A 15,481-nucleotide genomic window follows, 5' to 3' on the forward strand; every position below is an offset into this window, starting at 1 on the left:
CCTCACTGTTTATGGCCCGGCAGGGTGATGCCGTTGAAAATCTTGATCACCGCGCTGTCATCTTCCCGACCGAATCCGGCATTACTGGCGGAGGTGAACATATTCAGCGCGGTGGTAGCGAGCGGCAGCGGGAAGGTCAGCGCCCGGGCAGTGTCATTCACCAGCCCGAGATCTTTGACAAAAATATCGACAGCGGATTTTGGCGAGTAATCGCCATCCAGGACGTGCTGCATGCGATTCTCAAACATCCAGGAATTACCCGCCGCGTGGGTGACCACGTCATACATCGTTTCCAGTGGGATCCCGGCGCGGGCGGCAAGCGCCATCGCTTCGGCGGCAACGGCGATGTGCACCCCGGCCAGCAGCTGATGGATAATTTTTACCGTCGATCCAAGACCAATGTCGCTCCCGATGCGGTAGACTTTGCCGGCCACGGCGTCCAGCACCGGCGCGAGTCGGGCAAAGGCGGCATCGCTCCCGGAGGCCATCACCGTCATGTCGCCGGCGGCCGCTTTCACGGCGCCGCCCGATACCGGCGCGTCGAGCATCAATAGCTGGTACTCCGCCAGCGCCTCGGCAATGGCCTGAGCATCGGCGGAGGCGATGGTGGACGACACCATCACGACGGTGCCCGGCTTCAGATGGGCGGCGAGGCCGCTCTCGCCGAACAGGATCCCCCGCACCTGGGCGGCATTGACCACCAGCAGCACAACTGCATCCAGTTACGCGGCGAACGGCACCGCGCTGGGGCCCGCGCCTTTGGCGCCCGCCGCCAGCAGTGCGCGACAGTTGTCGGGATTGATGTCAACGCCCCAGGTGTTCAGGCCCGCCTGCAGGCAGGCGCGGGCGGCGCCCATGCCCATTGAACCCAGTCCAATCACGCAGACGTTAGTGTGTGCAGCCATGCTGGTCTCCTTGTGAACATTAGTTAATTAATGTGATTTAATGATAGAATAAAGCGTTATCATGTGAATTTATGTGAGAGTTATCACGAATAACCCACATGAATATAAAAAATTCACAGGCGGAAAGAGGCTGCACAGCGGCGATTCTTGCCCTAAAATAGCGTAAAAAACAGCGGCAAAGCGCGATAACAACACCGGGTGTCGCCAGGGCCGTAGTCTGGGTGGTGACGCCTGGTGTGAAAAAATGGTAAGGGGAGAGCGGTGATTCCAATAGAACGACATCAGCGTATTTTAGCCCTGGTGGAGCAGCGTGGGGCGGTAAGCATTAACGAGCTGACGGAGATCCTCGGCGTGTCCCATATGACCATCCGTCGGGACGTCAGTAAACTGGAGGAGCAGGGGCTGCTGGTCAGCGTCTCGGGCGGCGTACGCGCCGTCAGCCGGCTGGCCGCGGAACCCAGTCATCTGGTGAAAAGCACGCTGCAGAGTGAGGAGAAACAGGCGATCGGCGCGCTGGCGGCGAGTCATATCGCTAAAAACAGTTGCATCTATCTGGATGCCGGGACTACCACCCTGGCGCTGGCGCGGGCGATCCTCGACCGGAACGATCTCCAGGTGGTCACCAATGATTTTGAGATAACCCAGCTGCTGATCGATGCCAGCCAGTGCGGCGTGATCCACACCGGCGGCACTCTGTGCCGGGAGAACCGCTCCTGCGTGGGCGAATCGGCGGCGCGTACGTTACGCCACCTGGCTATCGATACGGCCTTTATCTCCGCCAGCGGCTGGGACAGTCGCGGGATATTCACCCCTGATGAGAACAAGGTTACCGTCAAGGAGACCGTCAGCCAGGTCAGCGCGAGAAGCATCCTGCTGTGCGACAGTTCGAAATACAATCAGGTGGCCACGTTTATGGCGTTACCTTTGACCCGGTTCACCACCATCATTACCGACCGGCATCTCTCCGATGCCGCCGCCAGTCATATCGCCCGGCACGCCTGCGAGGTGCTACGAGCCGGATAACGCGCGCGGCCACCGCCGGGTTAGCGTTGCCAGTGCTCGATCAGCGCCGCGCCGATCCCGGCGATTTGCTGATTTCGCTCGGCCATGCTCGCCGGCGTATCCCGCAGATAAATCACCACAATCCGCTCTGCTTTGTTATTCGGGCCAAGCAGGGCGACAATCCCGCGCGCACCCCGTTCGCCAGCTCCGGTCTTATCGGCGATAAACCAGCCCGCCGGCAGCACGGAGCGGATCAACGGTCCGGCGACCCGATCGTCCACCATCCACTGCAGCAGCTGCCGTTGCGAACGGGCGCTCAGACGCTGGCTGGTCAGCAGCTTGCGCAGGGTCGCGGCCATGCTGGCCGGGGTAGTGGTGTCGCGGGCGTCGCCGGGAAGCGCCTCATTCAGTTCCGTTTCCCAGCGGTCAAGGCGGGTGACGTTGTCGCCGATCTGGCGCAAAAAGGCAGTCAATCCTGCGGGGCCGCCGACGGTGGCCAGCAGCAGATTGGCGGCGCTGTTATCGCTCATGGTAATGGCGGCGGCACAGAGTTCGCCGACCGTCATGCCGTCGGCAAGGTGTTTTTCGCTGACCGGCGAGTAGTCCACCAGATCCTGCTGGCGATAGTGGATCTTTCGCTCCAGCTGTTCGTCACCGGCATCCACCCGCGCCAGCACTGCGCCGCAGAGCACTACTTTAAAGGTGCTCATCATGGGAAAGCGTTCATCGGCGCGCCAGGCGGTCAGCGTGCGGCCGCTGGCCAGATCCATTTCTATCATGCCTACGCGGCCCGACAGCTGGCTTTCGCTTAGTTTAATTTGCTCAAGCGGCTGCGGGCTGGCGTGTACCGCCAGCGGCAGGGTGGCTAACAGGGAGATAATACACAGGCGAATATAACGCTTAACCACAATACATCCTTGAGTGAGGGCCGATAAAGGCGAGTAAAGAAGCGACAAATAAGAATAACCCGGCGTTTTGCTGATTCACAATTCCTCTTTTTTCCTTCATCATTTGTCATCTTTTATTTCGAATAATCAATATCTAGCCCTGCCTAAGCACGCTATTTTTTGACTCAAGGCCGTGATGAACTATAAGAAAGTACTAAATACCGCACTCTGTCGGGCGTCGCTGTTTGCCGATCATCACGCCCGCCGGTCCCTGCGGTTCGCCAACGCTATATGCCATCCCGGGAGGAACTGGTGCACCCGATAATTAAGGTCATGCTGGTGGGCGGTAAGGCGGACGGGCTGTTGGTCAGCGTCGCCGATGACGCGACCGAGGTCTCGGTGACGCCTGCGCAGTACGGTGCGCTATCCGGGCAACCGTTGAGCTACCGAATTGTTAGCCAAACCATTGACGATGAACGCTATTTTTTTGGCGTTTTCAGCGACGCCCATCAGGATAGCGATAAGCTGACGCGGGTCGCCCTGACCCGTGGAATGAAAAAAATGTTCTGTTAAACCCTGCCCGAAAGGGGGCGTAAGAGGGTATGCCGGGCGCCGCTGTGCTACTGTGGCAGCCTTCTATTTCCAGGGCCGGACGCATAATGATTCAGTACATTCGTATTCAAAATTTTCGCTCAGTGAAGGATATCGCGCTGGAGCTCGGGCCGCTGAACATTGTCTTCGGCCCTAACGGCTGCGGTAAATCCAATATTTATAACGCCATCCACCTGCTGACCGCTGCCGCTGAGGGCAGGCTTTCGGGGTTTATCAGCGAAGAGGGCGGTCTGGAGAATATGATGTGGTCCGGGGAGCGTTCGCCCCTCGATCGTCACCCCCGCCGGCTGCAAATCGCCTGCCGGACCGACAGCTTCGATTATGAGCTGCAGATAGGCTTCCCTGAAAAATTGCCCTATCCGACGCAATTCATGCTCGATCCTATCGTTAAAGAAGAGAATATCTGGCTGGCCGGCTACTCCCGCCGGCCTTCCTCCCGCGTACTGCAGCGCAAGAATCAGGCGGCGTTTCTCGTCGATGTCACCGGGGAGAAAAGTACTTTCACCGAGAGTATTTATGAAAATGAGTCGGTGTTCGGTCAGCTTGGCGAGCCGCACCGTTTCCCCGAAGTATCGCGAGTGCGGGAGACCTTGCGCCGTTGGCGGTTTTATCATGAATTCGCGATTGGCCGTCATTCGCCGCTGCGTCAGCCGGCCGTGGGTTACCGTTCGCCAGTCCTCGACAGCGATGGCCAGAATCTCGCCGCCGCCTTTCAGACCATTGTCGAGATCGGCGCGGAGGAGATTTTGCATGAAATCCTTGCCGACGCCTTTCCCGGCTGCCAGTTTTATTGTGAAAACGAGCACTCGCGTTTCGCTCTGAAAATGCGTCGCGAAGGGATCCGCCGCCCGCTGCTGGCGGCGGAGATGTCCGACGGTACGCTGCGCTTTTTGTGCCTCGCCGTCGCGCTGCTCAGTCCACGCCCGCCGGCGTTTCTGGCGATCAATGAACCGGAGAACAGCCTGCATCGCGACATGTTGCCCGCGCTGGCCCGGCTGATTATCGAGGCCTCGCGCTACAGCCAGATCTGGCTGACCAGCCACTCGGCGGAGCTGGCGGAGCTTATCGCCGCCGGGGCGCCTTGTCAGCGCTATGCGCTGGAGAATCTCGGCGGGGAGACGCGGATTGTCGAGTGAAGCCCGTCATCCCTGACGGGGGCGCTGGAGTCAGGCGGGGCTCTGCGTCTCTGCGGTCGGCAGCAGACGGTTGCCGCCGCGTAGGGTGACGAACGAGAGCAGGGTGAAGCTCAGGGTTATGCAGCCGAGGATCAGATAGGCCTGATGGAAGCCGACGGTGTCGTACATCCGGCCCACCCAGGCGGAAAGCACCACCCCGGACAGCTGTTTTGACAGATTAAAACCGATCAGGAACAGGGTGGCCGAGAGGCGCGGGTTAAAGGCGGAAGAGATATATTTAAAAGTTCCCACCAGCAGGAAGGGGATCTCAAACATATGCAGCATCTTGAGGATCACCACCTCGACTGCCGATGAGGCGAAGGACGACCCGAGAATACGCACCGACATGATCATCCCCGCGGTCAGCAGGGCGTTTTTGGCGCCGATGCGGTTAACGATGGCCGGCGCGCAGAACATGATCAGCGCGTTGAGCAACTCGCCGCCGGTGGTGACGAAGCCAAACACTTCGGTACCGCGCTGCGGACTGGCGAAAAAGCTTTTGAAAAAGTTGGCGAACTGCTGGTCAAACACGTCGTAGACGCTGGCGACACCCACCACATAGACGATAAAGCCCCAGAAGCGCGGCATACGCAGCAGCTCTGCCGCCGTACGCAGCGAAAAGGCCTGGCGATTGGCGCCCAGCGCCTCGATAACCTGGGCGCTGTTGCTGCTTTCCGGCCGCGACAGCCAGAGCAGCAGACCGAGCACCAGCGCAAAGCCGGAGGCGATCCAGAAGGTGATATTGGGATCGATGCCGAACAGCACGCCGGTTATCGAGGCGCATAGCGCCCAGCCGACGCAGCCTGCGACCCGCACTTTGCCATATTCAAAGCGGTTGGCCCGGCTGACGCGTTCGATATAAGCTTCCACCGCCCCGGAGCCGCTGGAGAAAACAATCCCCAGGTAGATCCCGCCTACCAGCGAACCAGCGATAATATTCATCTGCAGCAGCGGAGAGAAAACGAAAATAAAGAATGGCGCGAACAGAATTAACAATACCGTAATGGTCCACAGCAGATGTTTGCGCAGGCCGAGCTTATCCGACATCAGGCCGAACACCGGCTGAAAAATAATGGCGAATAACGAGATAGACGAGAAAACGATCCCGGTTTCCGTTTTAGTTAAATGGTTAACGTCCGCCAGCCACACCGGAAAAAACGGGAAGTAGGCCGACATAATGAAATAGTAAAAGAAAAAGAACAGCAGGAAATAGACGAAATTATGCCGTTCTCGTGGCGCCAGTTCTGAGAATTTCATCACCATGATCCCTTGTTATTCTGTTTGTGGGGTGGGGGCTGTCGCCCCCACGGATTAAAAGCAACGCAATGAGACCTCGTACTGCCAGCGCGTTTGGCTCAGGAGCCACTGCGGCAGCACGCTGGGGGTCCAGGAGTCATCGCCTCCCACCCCCATATGCAGGCCGTCGAGGGTGATCCACACGCCGTCTTCGGCCTGCATCTTGTGCCAGTGGTCGGTCTCCATCAGCTGACGGGTGCTCCATGGCTGAACGGAGAAGTGGAAATGACCGCTGATGTGCCAGCGCCCCCAGTCCAGCGCCTGGGTATCACAGCGCAGGCCGTTTTCCGTCGGGAAGATATAGGGGGTGGTCATCGCCGCCAGCGGCTGCTCCCAGCGGGCGAAGCAGGCGCTGCTCCGCCGGTCGGGGTAGTTCTCATGCGGCCCCAGACCCAGCCAGCTCACCGGCGCCTGCTGATCCGCCACCTGGAAGTGCAGCCCGACCCGCGGCAGCGGCGGCAGGGTTTCCGCCCGTTCGCCGTCCACCGCCAACCGCAGGGTTCCGTCAGCAGTGAAGTGCATGCGCCAGTGGCTGACAATCACTACCTCTTCGCCGCGCAGGTAGTGCCAGCGGCAGTCGACGAGGGTTTCATTTGCCAGGCGCTGCGCATCGCACTGGACGCAGTGCGCCTCAAGATCGTACAGGCCGGCGCTTTTCCAGCGCTCCACCCAGGCGTTGGGGTCGATACGCTCTACTTCGCTGACCCCAATGTCGTTGTCGAGCGGCGCGCGAATAAACTGGTCACGCAGGGGGGTCAACAGCTGCTCCTGACCGCCAACCGACCAGCGGCTCAGCAGACCCGTCCGGCGATCGATGGTCCAGCATTGCGAACCGGCGCGGATCTGCCAGACCTCATCGCTGACGATAAGATCCGGAGCGCCGGCAGACACGGTGGGCGCCGGCAGCGCCAGCGGGGCGGGCAGGGGAAACTGTTGCCAGGCGACGCGGTGCTCCGCTTCTGACCAGGCGGTCGCCTGGGGCTGGGTCACCTCCAGCGTCAGCCACACCGCGCGGGCGCCTTCAGGCAGGATCAGGCTATCGAGCAGCGTTATCTCGTCGCTGCCCTCAGGGGGCAGCGCCAGGGTCAGGTCGCCGTGATACAGGGGTTCACCGGCCGCCTGCACCTGCCAGCGCAGCACTTCGTTATCGGTTGGGCGGAACAGGTATTCGCTGATGATGCGCACCCGCAGCGGCGAGGTCGACAGCAGCGTGAACTGAAAATACTGCTGGGCGTGCTTCGCCTCCACCAGCGACGGATGCGGCGTGCGATCGGGAAACACCAGACCGTTCATACAGAACTGGCGATCGTTAGGCTTATCACCAAAGTCGCCGCCATAGGCCCAGCCGACGCTGCCGTCGGCAAAGGTTTTGCGGATCGCCTGGTCGGCCCAGTCCCAGATAAACCCGCCCTGCAGCCGCGGATACTCGCGAAAGGCCTGCCAGTAATCGGCGAAGTTGCCGAGGCTGTTGCCCATCGCGTGGGCGTACTCGCAAAGGATCAGCGGCCTCTGCTCACCGGGCAGGCTGATCCATTTTTTGATCCCCCATTTGGGTACCGCCGGGATCGGCTGGTCGCGTTCGACGCGGGCGTACATCGGACAGATAATATCGGTGGCGGTGGTATCCGCGCCGCCGCCCTCGTACTGCACCGGACGGCTCGGATCGTTGCGTTTCAGCCAGTGGTACAGCGCTTCGTGGTTGCCGCCGCCGCCGGACTCGTTGCCCAGCGACCAGATGATAATGCACGGATGGTTGCGGTTGCTCTGTACCATCCGGGTGACGCGGGCGCTGAAGGCTGGTAGCCACGCCGGATCGTCGGACAGCCGATTCATCGGCACCATCCCGTGGGTTTCAATATTGGCTTCATCGACCACGTACAGACCGTAGCGGTTGCAGAGTTCATACCAGCGCGGCGCGTTGGGATAGTGCGAGCAGCGCACGGCGTTAAAGTTGTTCTGCTTCATCAACAGAATGTCCTGCACCATATCCGCCTCGGTGACCACCTGCCCGCGCAAATGATGATGCTCATGGCGGTTAACGCCGCGGATCAGCAGCGGTTTACCGTTGAGACGCAGCAGGCCATCGGCAATCTCGATGCGGCGAAAACCGATGTCCCACGCTTCGGCCTCCAGCAGTTCGTCGCCGCGCCACAGGGTGACCACGGCGCGATAACAGTTCGGGGTTTCCGCGCTCCAGTGCGCCGGCGTCGCCACCGCCAGGGAGAAATCGACCCGTTCCGCGTAGTGGCCGCGCTCATCCACCGTCGGGGTACCTAACGGCTGCCGCCCGGCGGCGATCTGCTCCTCGCCGCGCCACAGGCTAACCCCGACGCTGAGCCCGGCAAGCGCCGCCTCAGTCGCTTCGACGGTCGCCTGGACCTGCAGAGTGCCGTCGCGATAGAGGGCGTCAAGGGCTGGCGTCAACTGCACGTCGCATAGCCGTTGCTGCGGCTTATTCAGCAGCCATACCGAGCGGAAAATACCGCTCATCCGCCACATATCCTGGTCTTCCAGCCAGCTGCCGGCGCTCCAGCGCATGACCATCACGCACAGGCGGTTGTCGCCCGGACGCAGAAAGGGGCTGAGATCGAACGCCGCCGGCAGGCGACTGTCCTGCGAATAGCCGACCCACACGCCATTGCACCACAGATGAAACGCCGAGTTGACGCCATCGAAAATAATCTGCGTTTGCCCGTTCTCGCGCCATGTGTCCTCAACCGTAAAGTGCAGGGAGTAGCAGCCGGTCGGGTTATCCTCCGGCACCCGCGGTGGGGTGGTGTCAATGGGATAGCGGACGTTGGTGTAGATCGGCGCGTCATAGCCCTCCATCTGCCAGTTGGAAGGCACAGGCGTGCCGCGGCAGTCCGGTAGATCCTGCGTCAACCACTGCGCATCGACGGCAAACGGGCTACGGGCGTAAGAGAACTGCCACTCGCCGTCCAGTTGACGGCGGCGGGATGAAGGTAGGTTATCGCGGGCGGCAAGCTCATCGCGCCAGCTGGCGAAAACGGGATGCGCTGGCAGGCGGTTAAGGTGGGTAATGGTCTGGTTCTGCCAGTCTTCACGGGCGAGGACGGCGTGAAAGTCAGGAGTGTGGCTGCGGCCGGTATCGCTAATTTGCATATTAAACCCCGGTAAGTCAGAAATTGTCGTTCGCTAAACAGGATGGTTAACGTTATCGGGCAATTTGTTTTGTCCAGCAATCTCGGGGGAATCGAAATTAACAGACGATCACGAAAGCGGGGGCGAAGCGCTGTTTTTTGTCGCGCGTTAAACATAAAATGTTAGCGCACGATATTGTTATTGCTGAGGAGAAAAGATGCCGCGTCGTACCGCAACCCTGGAGGATGTCGCCCGCGCCGCGGGCGTGTCCCAGCAGACGGTCTCCCGGGTGCTGAACCGTCCTGAGGTGGTGTCAGCCCGCACCCGCGAGCAGGTGATCCGCGCGATGCAGGCGCTGCACTATGTGCCTAACCGCTCGGCGCAGCTGCTTGCCGGCAAAGCGGCGCCCTCCATCGGGCTGATTACCGCCTCGCTGACGCTGCACGCCCCCTCGCAGATCGCCGCCGCGATAAAGAGCCATGCCAGCCTGCATCAGCTGGAAGTGGCGATAGCGATGCCGGCGCAGGCTGATTTTGTCGCGCTGCAGGCCCGGCTGGACGAGCTGCGCGCCCAGCATATTCGCGGGGTGATCGTCAGTCTGCCGCTGGAGAGCGCCACTGCCGAGCGGCTGGTGCAAGACAATCCGGATATGGCCTGCCTGTTTCTCGATGTCTCCCCGGAGGCCGATGTCTGCTGCGTGCGCTTCGACCACCGCGACGGCTGCGGGGCCTGCGTGCGCCACCTGTGGGAGCTGGGGCATCGCGAATTTGGTCTGCTGGCGGGACCGGAAAGTTCGGTTTCCGCCCGTCTGCGTCTCGCCAGCTGGCGCGAGGCGTTGCACAGTCTGAATATTGCCCGCTCTACTACGGTGTTTGGCGACTGGAGCGCCGCCAGCGGTTGGCAGAAAACTTTCGAGCTCCTCCACCTGCAGCCGCGGATCAGCGCCATAGTGGTGGCAAACGATCAGATGGCGCTCGGTGTGCTCAGCGCGCTGGCCCAGCTCAATCGCAGCGGCAGCCAGGCGGTATCGGTGACCGGCTACGATGACACCGCCGACAGCCTTTACTTCCAGCCGCCGCTCACCACGGTGGCGCAGGACTTCGATCTGTTGGGCAAAAGGGCGGTGGAGCGGCTGATTGCCCTGATGGCGGCCCCGCAGCTGCGGATCCGCGAGCTGCTGCCGACCCGGCTCATCGTGCGCCAGTCGGCCTGGCCTGTCGCCGCCGCGGAGGACCGGCAGCAGACCCTGGCGCAGTTGAAAGCGCTGGTGGAGAAGCTTTAGCTGCTGGTCGTTGAGGCTTTATTGAAGTTGAGCATGCTAACTTCGGCAGCAAACGTAGAGAGGTAAAGCTTATCTGTCTGCGAAAAATGCAAAACACAATCTATCCATGCAAGCATTGATTTACCGCCAGTCATATGGCGGTTTTTTTTGCCCCTTCCACCCTGTACCGACTGCTTCAGTCCGGCTTTCCATCTGGCATATCCTGCCGCGGCATGCTAGATCTTGCTTCCGGGAGACGACGGGAGACAAGGTCATGATGGTGATTGAGGGTAAAGAGGCAATCGGGCGGGTGGACTGGCAGCGAGTGCGAACGATCATCGCCGAGGCCGGGCTGAATGAGCGTGATGTTCAGCAACTGGAGCAGGCGTTCCGCCAGAGCACCTTCTGCTGGTTTGGCTATGAGAACGGTCAGCTGATTGCCGTGGCGCGAGCCATCAGCGACTGTACCTGGAGCAGCTATCTGGCGGATGTGGCGATCGTCCCCGCTCGTCAGGGACAGGGCTACGGGCAACAGCTGATGCTGGCCATCCGGGAGCAACTCCTGCCCTTTGGCAAAATATTTATCTATGCGGTGGCCGATAAAATTACGTTTTATCAGCGCTTTGGCTTTGCCATGTTGACTACCGGCATGGTCTGCGCCAGCGAGGAAGGCATGCAGAAAATGCAGGCGCAGGGCTATATCCGTCAGCCCTGAAAGCTGACGCTTAGAAACGCCTGGCTTAAACGTGTAAACCAGGCGCAGGCTATCAGAGGGGGCGTTCGAGCACGAAAAGATACGCTTCCCGCGACCAGAACAGGGCGGTACGGCGGCGCTCCACCGACATGGTTTTCACTTCCCATCCCTCACGGGTATAGCTGCTGAGAAACTGGCTCATTTTGTCAGGGTCGGCCTTGGCTTCGCCAAAAAACAGACTGCCCAGCAGCCCCTCTTTATAGATCACTACCCGACACTCTTTCTTCATCATCGACCCTCCTGGCGACCGGTTTACTGTGGCCGTCTATTGTCCGTGGCTGCGACGATTTTGCAATCGGAGAAGGCGTAAACTGTTTACGGTACTGCAGCGGGCTGAGCGCGAAGTGCTGGCGAAAATGGTGGCGCAGGGTGCCGGCGCTGGCAAACCCGCAGCGCTCAGCGATCTGATCGATGCCCATCGTGCTCTCCGTCAGGTGCTGGCGGGCGCGCAGCAGTCGTTCCTCCAGCAGCCAGCGGGCGGGCGTTTTACCGGTGGCCTCCTCAAAGCGGCGCAAAAAGGTGCGCGTCCCCATGCCGGCGCGCTGGGCGAGGGAAGCGACGGTATGGCTGGCGGCAAGATGCTGGTGCAGATAGTCAAACAGCTGACCGAGGCGCAGGCTCTCCCGGCTGCGGGCTACCGGGCGCAGGACCTGCTGCGCCTGACCGCCGTCGCGATGGGGAGAGACGACCAGGCGGCGGGCGACGACGTTGGCGGCTTCGCTGCCGAAATCTTCACGCACCAGATGCAGACAAAGGTCGATCCCCGCCGCGCTGCCGGCGGAAGTCATCAGCAAAGCATCGCCCACGTAAAGGACGTCCTCCACCACCTGGATCTGCGGAAAACGGGACTGCAGCGCCGCGGTGTAGCGCCAGTGGGTTGTCGCCTGGCGGCCATTGAGCAGCCCGGCGGCGGCGAGAACGAACACCCCGGAACAGATAGAAATAATCCGACATCCGCGGGCGTGGGCGGAAGCCAGCGCGGCGCACAGCGCCTCGGGGACCGGGGCGTCGACGCCGCGCCAGCCGGGGACCACGATCGTATCCGCCTGGGCGAGAAGTTCAGGACCGCCGTCGGTCATCAGGCGGATGCCGCCGGTGGCGCACAGCGGCCCTTCATCGACGGCGGCGACGGCGAACTGGTACCAGTTGTCGCCCATTTCCGGGCGCGGCAGGCCGAAGATCTCCACGGCTACGCCAAACTCAAAGGTGCACAGGCCATCGTAGGCGAGGGCGACCACCTGATGATGTGACGGTGTCACAGAAGGGGTTGTCAGGATGTTAGCGTTTTCTGTCATGGTTGTCGGCAGATCAGGGTGATGGGCGTCAGTAAAGTAGTGTTATCACAGACAAGGAGAAGACGCCATGAGTGTAGTAACCCAATTTCCCCCTGCCACCTCCGCTGAGGCTATCCGCTGGTTCAGCCATAAGCTGCATCTTGAGACCGACTGCGCCGATGTGCACAGCGCCCAGCGTGCCGGCGAGGTCGACTTCGTCCTGCTGCACGTGGTCGGCAGCGAGGAAGCTTTCGCCAGACGTCACCTGCCAGGCGCGCAGCATCTCCCGCACAGCCAGATCACCGCCGAGCGAATGGCGGCCTGGCCGGCGGATACCCTCTTTGTGGTCTACTGCGCCGGGCCGCACTGCAACGGCGCTGACGTTGCCGCGCTGAAGCTGGCCGAGCTGGGGCGGCCGGTGAAAATGATGCTCGGCGGACTCACCGGCTGGGAAGATGAGGGCTATGCGTTTGCTTCCGGTGATTGAAAATTTTTCATGTACCATGAAATATTCTCGTTTGCGACCCACCACTCTGCATGCCAGTATCTGGACATATAGCCATCCAGAAGTCTAAAAATTCAAGTAATGAACTATCACGGTGGGCAACTAACGCGCCCACCGCTAAGGAGACAGCATGCAACGTCAACAGGCCCCGTTCCGCGCAGACATCGTCGGCAGTTTTTTGCGCCCGGACAGCATTAAACAGGCGCGTCAGCAGCTGGCTGAGGGGATTATCGACGCCGCTCAGCTACGCGAGATTGAGAATAACGCGATCCGTCATCTGGTTCAGCAGCAATGCGACTGCGGCCTGCACGTGGTCACCGACGGTGAGTTTCGTCGCGCATGGTGGCATTTCGATTTCTTCGATGGCCTGCAGGGCGTTGAACGTTACGATGCCGAGCAGGGGATCCAGTTCAACGGCGTGCAGACCAAAGCGCACGGCGTTCGCGTCACCGGCAAGCTGGCGTTTGGCGACCACCCGATGCTGGAGGATTTCCGCTATCTGAAAAGCATCAGCGGCGACGCGCAGCCGAAGATGACCATTCCCAGCCCGAGCGTGCTGCACTTCCGCGGCGGGCGGAAAGATATCGATGCCACGGTCTACCCGGATCTTAGCGACTACTTCGACGATCTGGCCACCACCTGGCGCGACGCCATCCGCGCGTTTTATGACGCCGGCTGCCGCTATCTGCAGCTGGACGATACCGTGTGGGCCTATCTGTGCTCCGATGCCCAGCGCCAGCAGGTACGTGAGCGCGGCGAGGATCCGGATGCGCTGGCGCGTATTTATGCCCGGGTGCTGAACCAGGCGCTGGAGGGTAAGCCGGCCGATCTGACGGTGGGCTTGCACGTCTGCCGGGGTAACTTCCGTTCAACTTGGATCTCGGAAGGCGGTTACGAGCCGGTTGCCGAGGTGCTGTTTGGCAGCGTTAATGTCGATGCCTTCTTCCTGGAGTACGACAACGACCGCTCCGGGGATTTCGCGCCGCTGCGCTTTATTCGTCCCGGCCATCAGCAGGTGGTCCTCGGGTTGATCACCACCAAAAACGGCGAGCTGGAGAATCCGCAGGGGGTAAAAGCGCGACTCGCCGAGGCCGCGCAGTACGTGCCGCTCGAGCAGATCTGCCTCAGCCCGCAGTGCGGTTTCGCCTCCACTGAAGAGGGGAATGCCCTCAGCGAAGACCAGCAATGGCAAAAGGTCCGTCTGGTGACCTCCATCGCCGCCGACGTCTGGTAATTGCTTTCTTAGCGCAGCGTTGCACCGTGATGAGGCAACGCTGCCATCCTCTTCGCCACTATCGCCCACCTGCGCCGCATCCCGCTGTTTTCACAACCTGGCACCTTTTTTGCCTTATCACCTCTGGTTAGCTGTTAATTCTTTATTTTTTGCGCTACTCAGGAGTGAATCATGCAACGTAGAACGTTATTAAAAGCTTTTGCACTCTCCGCCTCTGTTATGGCTATGGGTCTCTCCTTCCAGGCCTATGCCGCCGACACCATCAAAGTCGGGATCATGCATTCGCTCTCCGGGACGATGGCGATTTCCGAAACGCCGCTGAAAGACGTCGCGCTGATGGCCATCGACGACATCAACGCCAAAGGCGGGGTGCTGGGCAAGAAACTGGAGCCGGTGGTGGTCGACCCGGCCTCCAACTGGCCGCTGTTTGCCGAGAAGGCGCGCCAGCTGCTGGCCCAGGATAAAGTGGCGGTGGTGTTTGGCTGCTGGACGTCGGTCTCGCGTAAATCGGTCCTGCCGGTGTTTGAGGAACTGAACGGCCTGCTGTTCTACCCGGTGCAGTACGAAGGGGAAGAGATGTCCCCCAACGTCTTCTATACCGGCGCGGCGCCTAACCAGCAGGCTATCCCGGCGGTGGAATACCTGCTGAGCGAGGACGGCGGCGGCGCTAAACGTTTCTTTCTGCTGGGGACGGACTACGTCTATCCGCGCACCACCAACAAGATCCTCCGCGCCTTCCTGCATGCCAAAGGGATCCAGGACAAAGATATCGAGGAGGTCTACACCCCGTTCGGCTACAGCGATTACCAGACCATCGTCGCCAATATCAAAAAATTCGCCGCCGGTGGCAAAACGGCAGTGGTCTCCACCATCAATGGCGATTCCAACGTACCGTTCTACAAAGAGCTGGCTAACCAGGGTCTGAAAGCGACCGATGTACCGGTGGTGGCGTTCTCGGTGGGGGAAGAGGAGCTGCGCGGCATCGATACCAAACCGCTGGTCGGCAACCTCGCGGCATGGAACTACTTTGAGTCCGTCGATAATCCGACCAACAAAGCCTTTGTCGCCGATTATCGCGCGTATGCCAAAGCGCACAAGCTGCCGAATGCCGATACGGTGGTGACCAACGATCCGATGGAAGCGACCTGGGTGGGCCTGCATATGTGGGCGCAGGCGGTGACCAAAGCGGGCACCACCGATGTTGACAAAGTACGCGAGGCGATGGCCGGGCAGACCTTCAACGCGCCGTCCGGATTTACCCTGACCATGGATGCCACCAACCACCATCTGCATAAGCCGGTGATGATCGGTGAAATTGAAGGCAACGGCCAGTTCAACGTGGTCTGGCAGACCGATGAGCCCGTTCGCGCGCAGCCGTGGAGTCCGTGGATCCCCGGTAATGATAAGAAACCTGACCATCCGGTGAAAACCGTCAGCCAGTAAGCGCCACGGCCGACGGGGCGGGAGCGTCGCG

General features: G+C 60.6%; 13 protein-coding genes and 1 pseudogene. 8 read left to right on the plus strand and 6 right to left on the minus strand.

All coding sequences use genetic code 11. From position 1 onward, the window contains the following. Positions 1-2 precede the first annotated feature (2 nt). Positions 3-905: pseudogene (gene ltnD, locus BHE81_RS05555) on the minus strand (L-threonate dehydrogenase). Positions 906-1,166: 261 nt separating this feature from the next. On the opposite strand from ltnD, the gene BHE81_RS05565 reads away from it, so the two are divergent. Beyond that, positions 1,167-1,928: a DeoR/GlpR family DNA-binding transcription regulator gene (locus BHE81_RS05565; RefSeq protein WP_002210513.1), complete on the plus strand. Its 762-nt coding sequence runs from the start codon at positions 1,167-1,169 to the stop codon at positions 1,926-1,928. Between the two features lie 20 nt (positions 1,929-1,948). On the opposite strand, the gene BHE81_RS05570 is transcribed toward BHE81_RS05565, so the two are convergent. Continuing rightward, positions 1,949-2,815, minus strand: a complete 867-nt coding sequence (locus BHE81_RS05570) for a broad-spectrum class A beta-lactamase SHV-187 (protein WP_021440083.1) — start codon at positions 2,813-2,815, stop codon at positions 1,949-1,951. Positions 2,816-3,106: 291 nt separating this feature from the next. On the opposite strand from BHE81_RS05570, the gene BHE81_RS05575 reads away from it, so the two are divergent. After that, positions 3,107-3,367, plus strand: coding sequence for a hypothetical protein (locus BHE81_RS05575; RefSeq protein WP_004176262.1), 261 nt, complete (start codon positions 3,107-3,109; stop codon positions 3,365-3,367). A gap of 86 nt (positions 3,368-3,453) precedes the next feature. Continuing rightward, on the plus strand, positions 3,454-4,542 hold the full coding sequence (locus tag BHE81_RS05580; RefSeq protein WP_021440085.1) for an AAA family ATPase: 1,089 nt from the start codon (positions 3,454-3,456) through the stop codon (positions 4,540-4,542). Between the two features lie 30 nt (positions 4,543-4,572). On the opposite strand, the gene BHE81_RS05585 is transcribed toward BHE81_RS05580, so the two are convergent. Further along, complete coding sequence (locus BHE81_RS05585) at positions 4,573-5,838, minus strand: MFS transporter (protein ID WP_004176258.1); 1,266 nt, start codon at positions 5,836-5,838, stop codon at positions 4,573-4,575. Positions 5,839-5,892: 54 nt separating this feature from the next. Further along, positions 5,893-9,000: a beta-galactosidase gene (locus BHE81_RS05590; protein WP_021440086.1), complete on the minus strand. Its 3,108-nt coding sequence runs from the start codon at positions 8,998-9,000 to the stop codon at positions 5,893-5,895. Positions 9,001-9,196: 196 nt separating this feature from the next. Between BHE81_RS05590 and BHE81_RS05595 the strand changes: the two genes are divergently transcribed. Then, on the plus strand, positions 9,197-10,261 hold the full coding sequence (locus BHE81_RS05595) for a LacI family DNA-binding transcriptional regulator (protein ID WP_004183956.1): 1,065 nt from the start codon (positions 9,197-9,199) through the stop codon (positions 10,259-10,261). A gap of 253 nt (positions 10,262-10,514) precedes the next feature. After that, on the plus strand, positions 10,515-10,955 hold the full coding sequence (locus BHE81_RS05600) for a GNAT family N-acetyltransferase (protein ID WP_021440087.1): 441 nt from the start codon (positions 10,515-10,517) through the stop codon (positions 10,953-10,955). 52 nt (positions 10,956-11,007) lie between these two features. Here BHE81_RS05600 and BHE81_RS05605 read toward each other — a convergent pair whose 3' ends face one another. Beyond that, positions 11,008-11,223 (minus strand): DUF4177 domain-containing protein, encoded by a 216-nt coding sequence (locus BHE81_RS05605; protein WP_004205985.1) that lies wholly within the window; start codon positions 11,221-11,223, stop codon positions 11,008-11,010. Continuing rightward, on the minus strand, positions 11,192-12,289 hold the full coding sequence (gene ftrA / locus BHE81_RS05610; protein ID WP_029602386.1) for a transcriptional regulator FtrA: 1,098 nt from the start codon (positions 12,287-12,289) through the stop codon (positions 11,192-11,194). Before ftrA ends, BHE81_RS05605 begins: the two co-directional genes overlap by 32 nt. A 67-nt stretch (positions 12,290-12,356) precedes the next feature. On the opposite strand from ftrA, the gene BHE81_RS05615 reads away from it, so the two are divergent. From BHE81_RS05615 to urtA, 3 genes are all read left to right on the plus strand, one after another. Continuing rightward, a complete protein-coding gene (locus BHE81_RS05615; RefSeq protein WP_004183961.1) occupies positions 12,357-12,755 on the plus strand; it encodes a rhodanese-like domain-containing protein in 399 nt (132 codons plus the stop codon). Between the two features lie 148 nt (positions 12,756-12,903). Next, positions 12,904-14,007, plus strand: a complete 1,104-nt coding sequence (locus tag BHE81_RS05620) for a cobalamin-independent methionine synthase II family protein (protein WP_004148338.1) — start codon at positions 12,904-12,906, stop codon at positions 14,005-14,007. Positions 14,008-14,178: 171 nt separating this feature from the next. Next, on the plus strand, positions 14,179-15,450 hold the full coding sequence (gene urtA, locus BHE81_RS05625; RefSeq protein ID WP_004224704.1) for an urea ABC transporter substrate-binding protein: 1,272 nt from the start codon (positions 14,179-14,181) through the stop codon (positions 15,448-15,450). The last annotated feature ends 31 nt before the right edge of the window (positions 15,451-15,481 follow it).

This window comes from Klebsiella sp. AqSCr, from assembly GCF_008452795.1.
Taxonomy (GTDB): Bacteria; Pseudomonadota; Gammaproteobacteria; order Enterobacterales; family Enterobacteriaceae; genus Klebsiella; species Klebsiella pneumoniae.

Bases quoted from the DNA above. Each gene is read 5' to 3' on its own strand.
- BHE81_RS05590 (WP_021440086.1), bottom strand. From the start codon at position 9,000: ATGCAAATTAGCGATACCGGCCGCAGCCACACTCCTGACTTTCACGCC.
- BHE81_RS05600 (WP_021440087.1), top strand. From the start codon at position 10,515: ATGATGGTGATTGAGGGTAAAGAGGCAATCGGGCGGGTGGACTGGCAG.
- BHE81_RS05620 (WP_004148338.1), top strand. From the start codon at position 12,904: ATGCAACGTCAACAGGCCCCGTTCCGCGCAGACATCGTCGGCAGTTTT.
- urtA (WP_004224704.1), top strand. From the start codon at position 14,179: ATGCAACGTAGAACGTTATTAAAAGCTTTTGCACTCTCCGCCTCTGTT.
- BHE81_RS05605 (WP_004205985.1), bottom strand. From the start codon at position 11,223: ATGAAGAAAGAGTGTCGGGTAGTGATCTATAAAGAGGGGCTGCTGGGC.
- ftrA (WP_029602386.1), bottom strand. From the start codon at position 12,289: ATGACAGAAAACGCTAACATCCTGACAACCCCTTCTGTGACACCGTCA.
- BHE81_RS05615 (WP_004183961.1), top strand. From the start codon at position 12,357: ATGAGTGTAGTAACCCAATTTCCCCCTGCCACCTCCGCTGAGGCTATC.
- BHE81_RS05595 (WP_004183956.1), top strand. From the start codon at position 9,197: ATGCCGCGTCGTACCGCAACCCTGGAGGATGTCGCCCGCGCCGCGGGC.
- BHE81_RS05585 (WP_004176258.1), bottom strand. From the start codon at position 5,838: ATGAAATTCTCAGAACTGGCGCCACGAGAACGGCATAATTTCGTCTAT.
- BHE81_RS05580 (WP_021440085.1), top strand. From the start codon at position 3,454: ATGATTCAGTACATTCGTATTCAAAATTTTCGCTCAGTGAAGGATATC.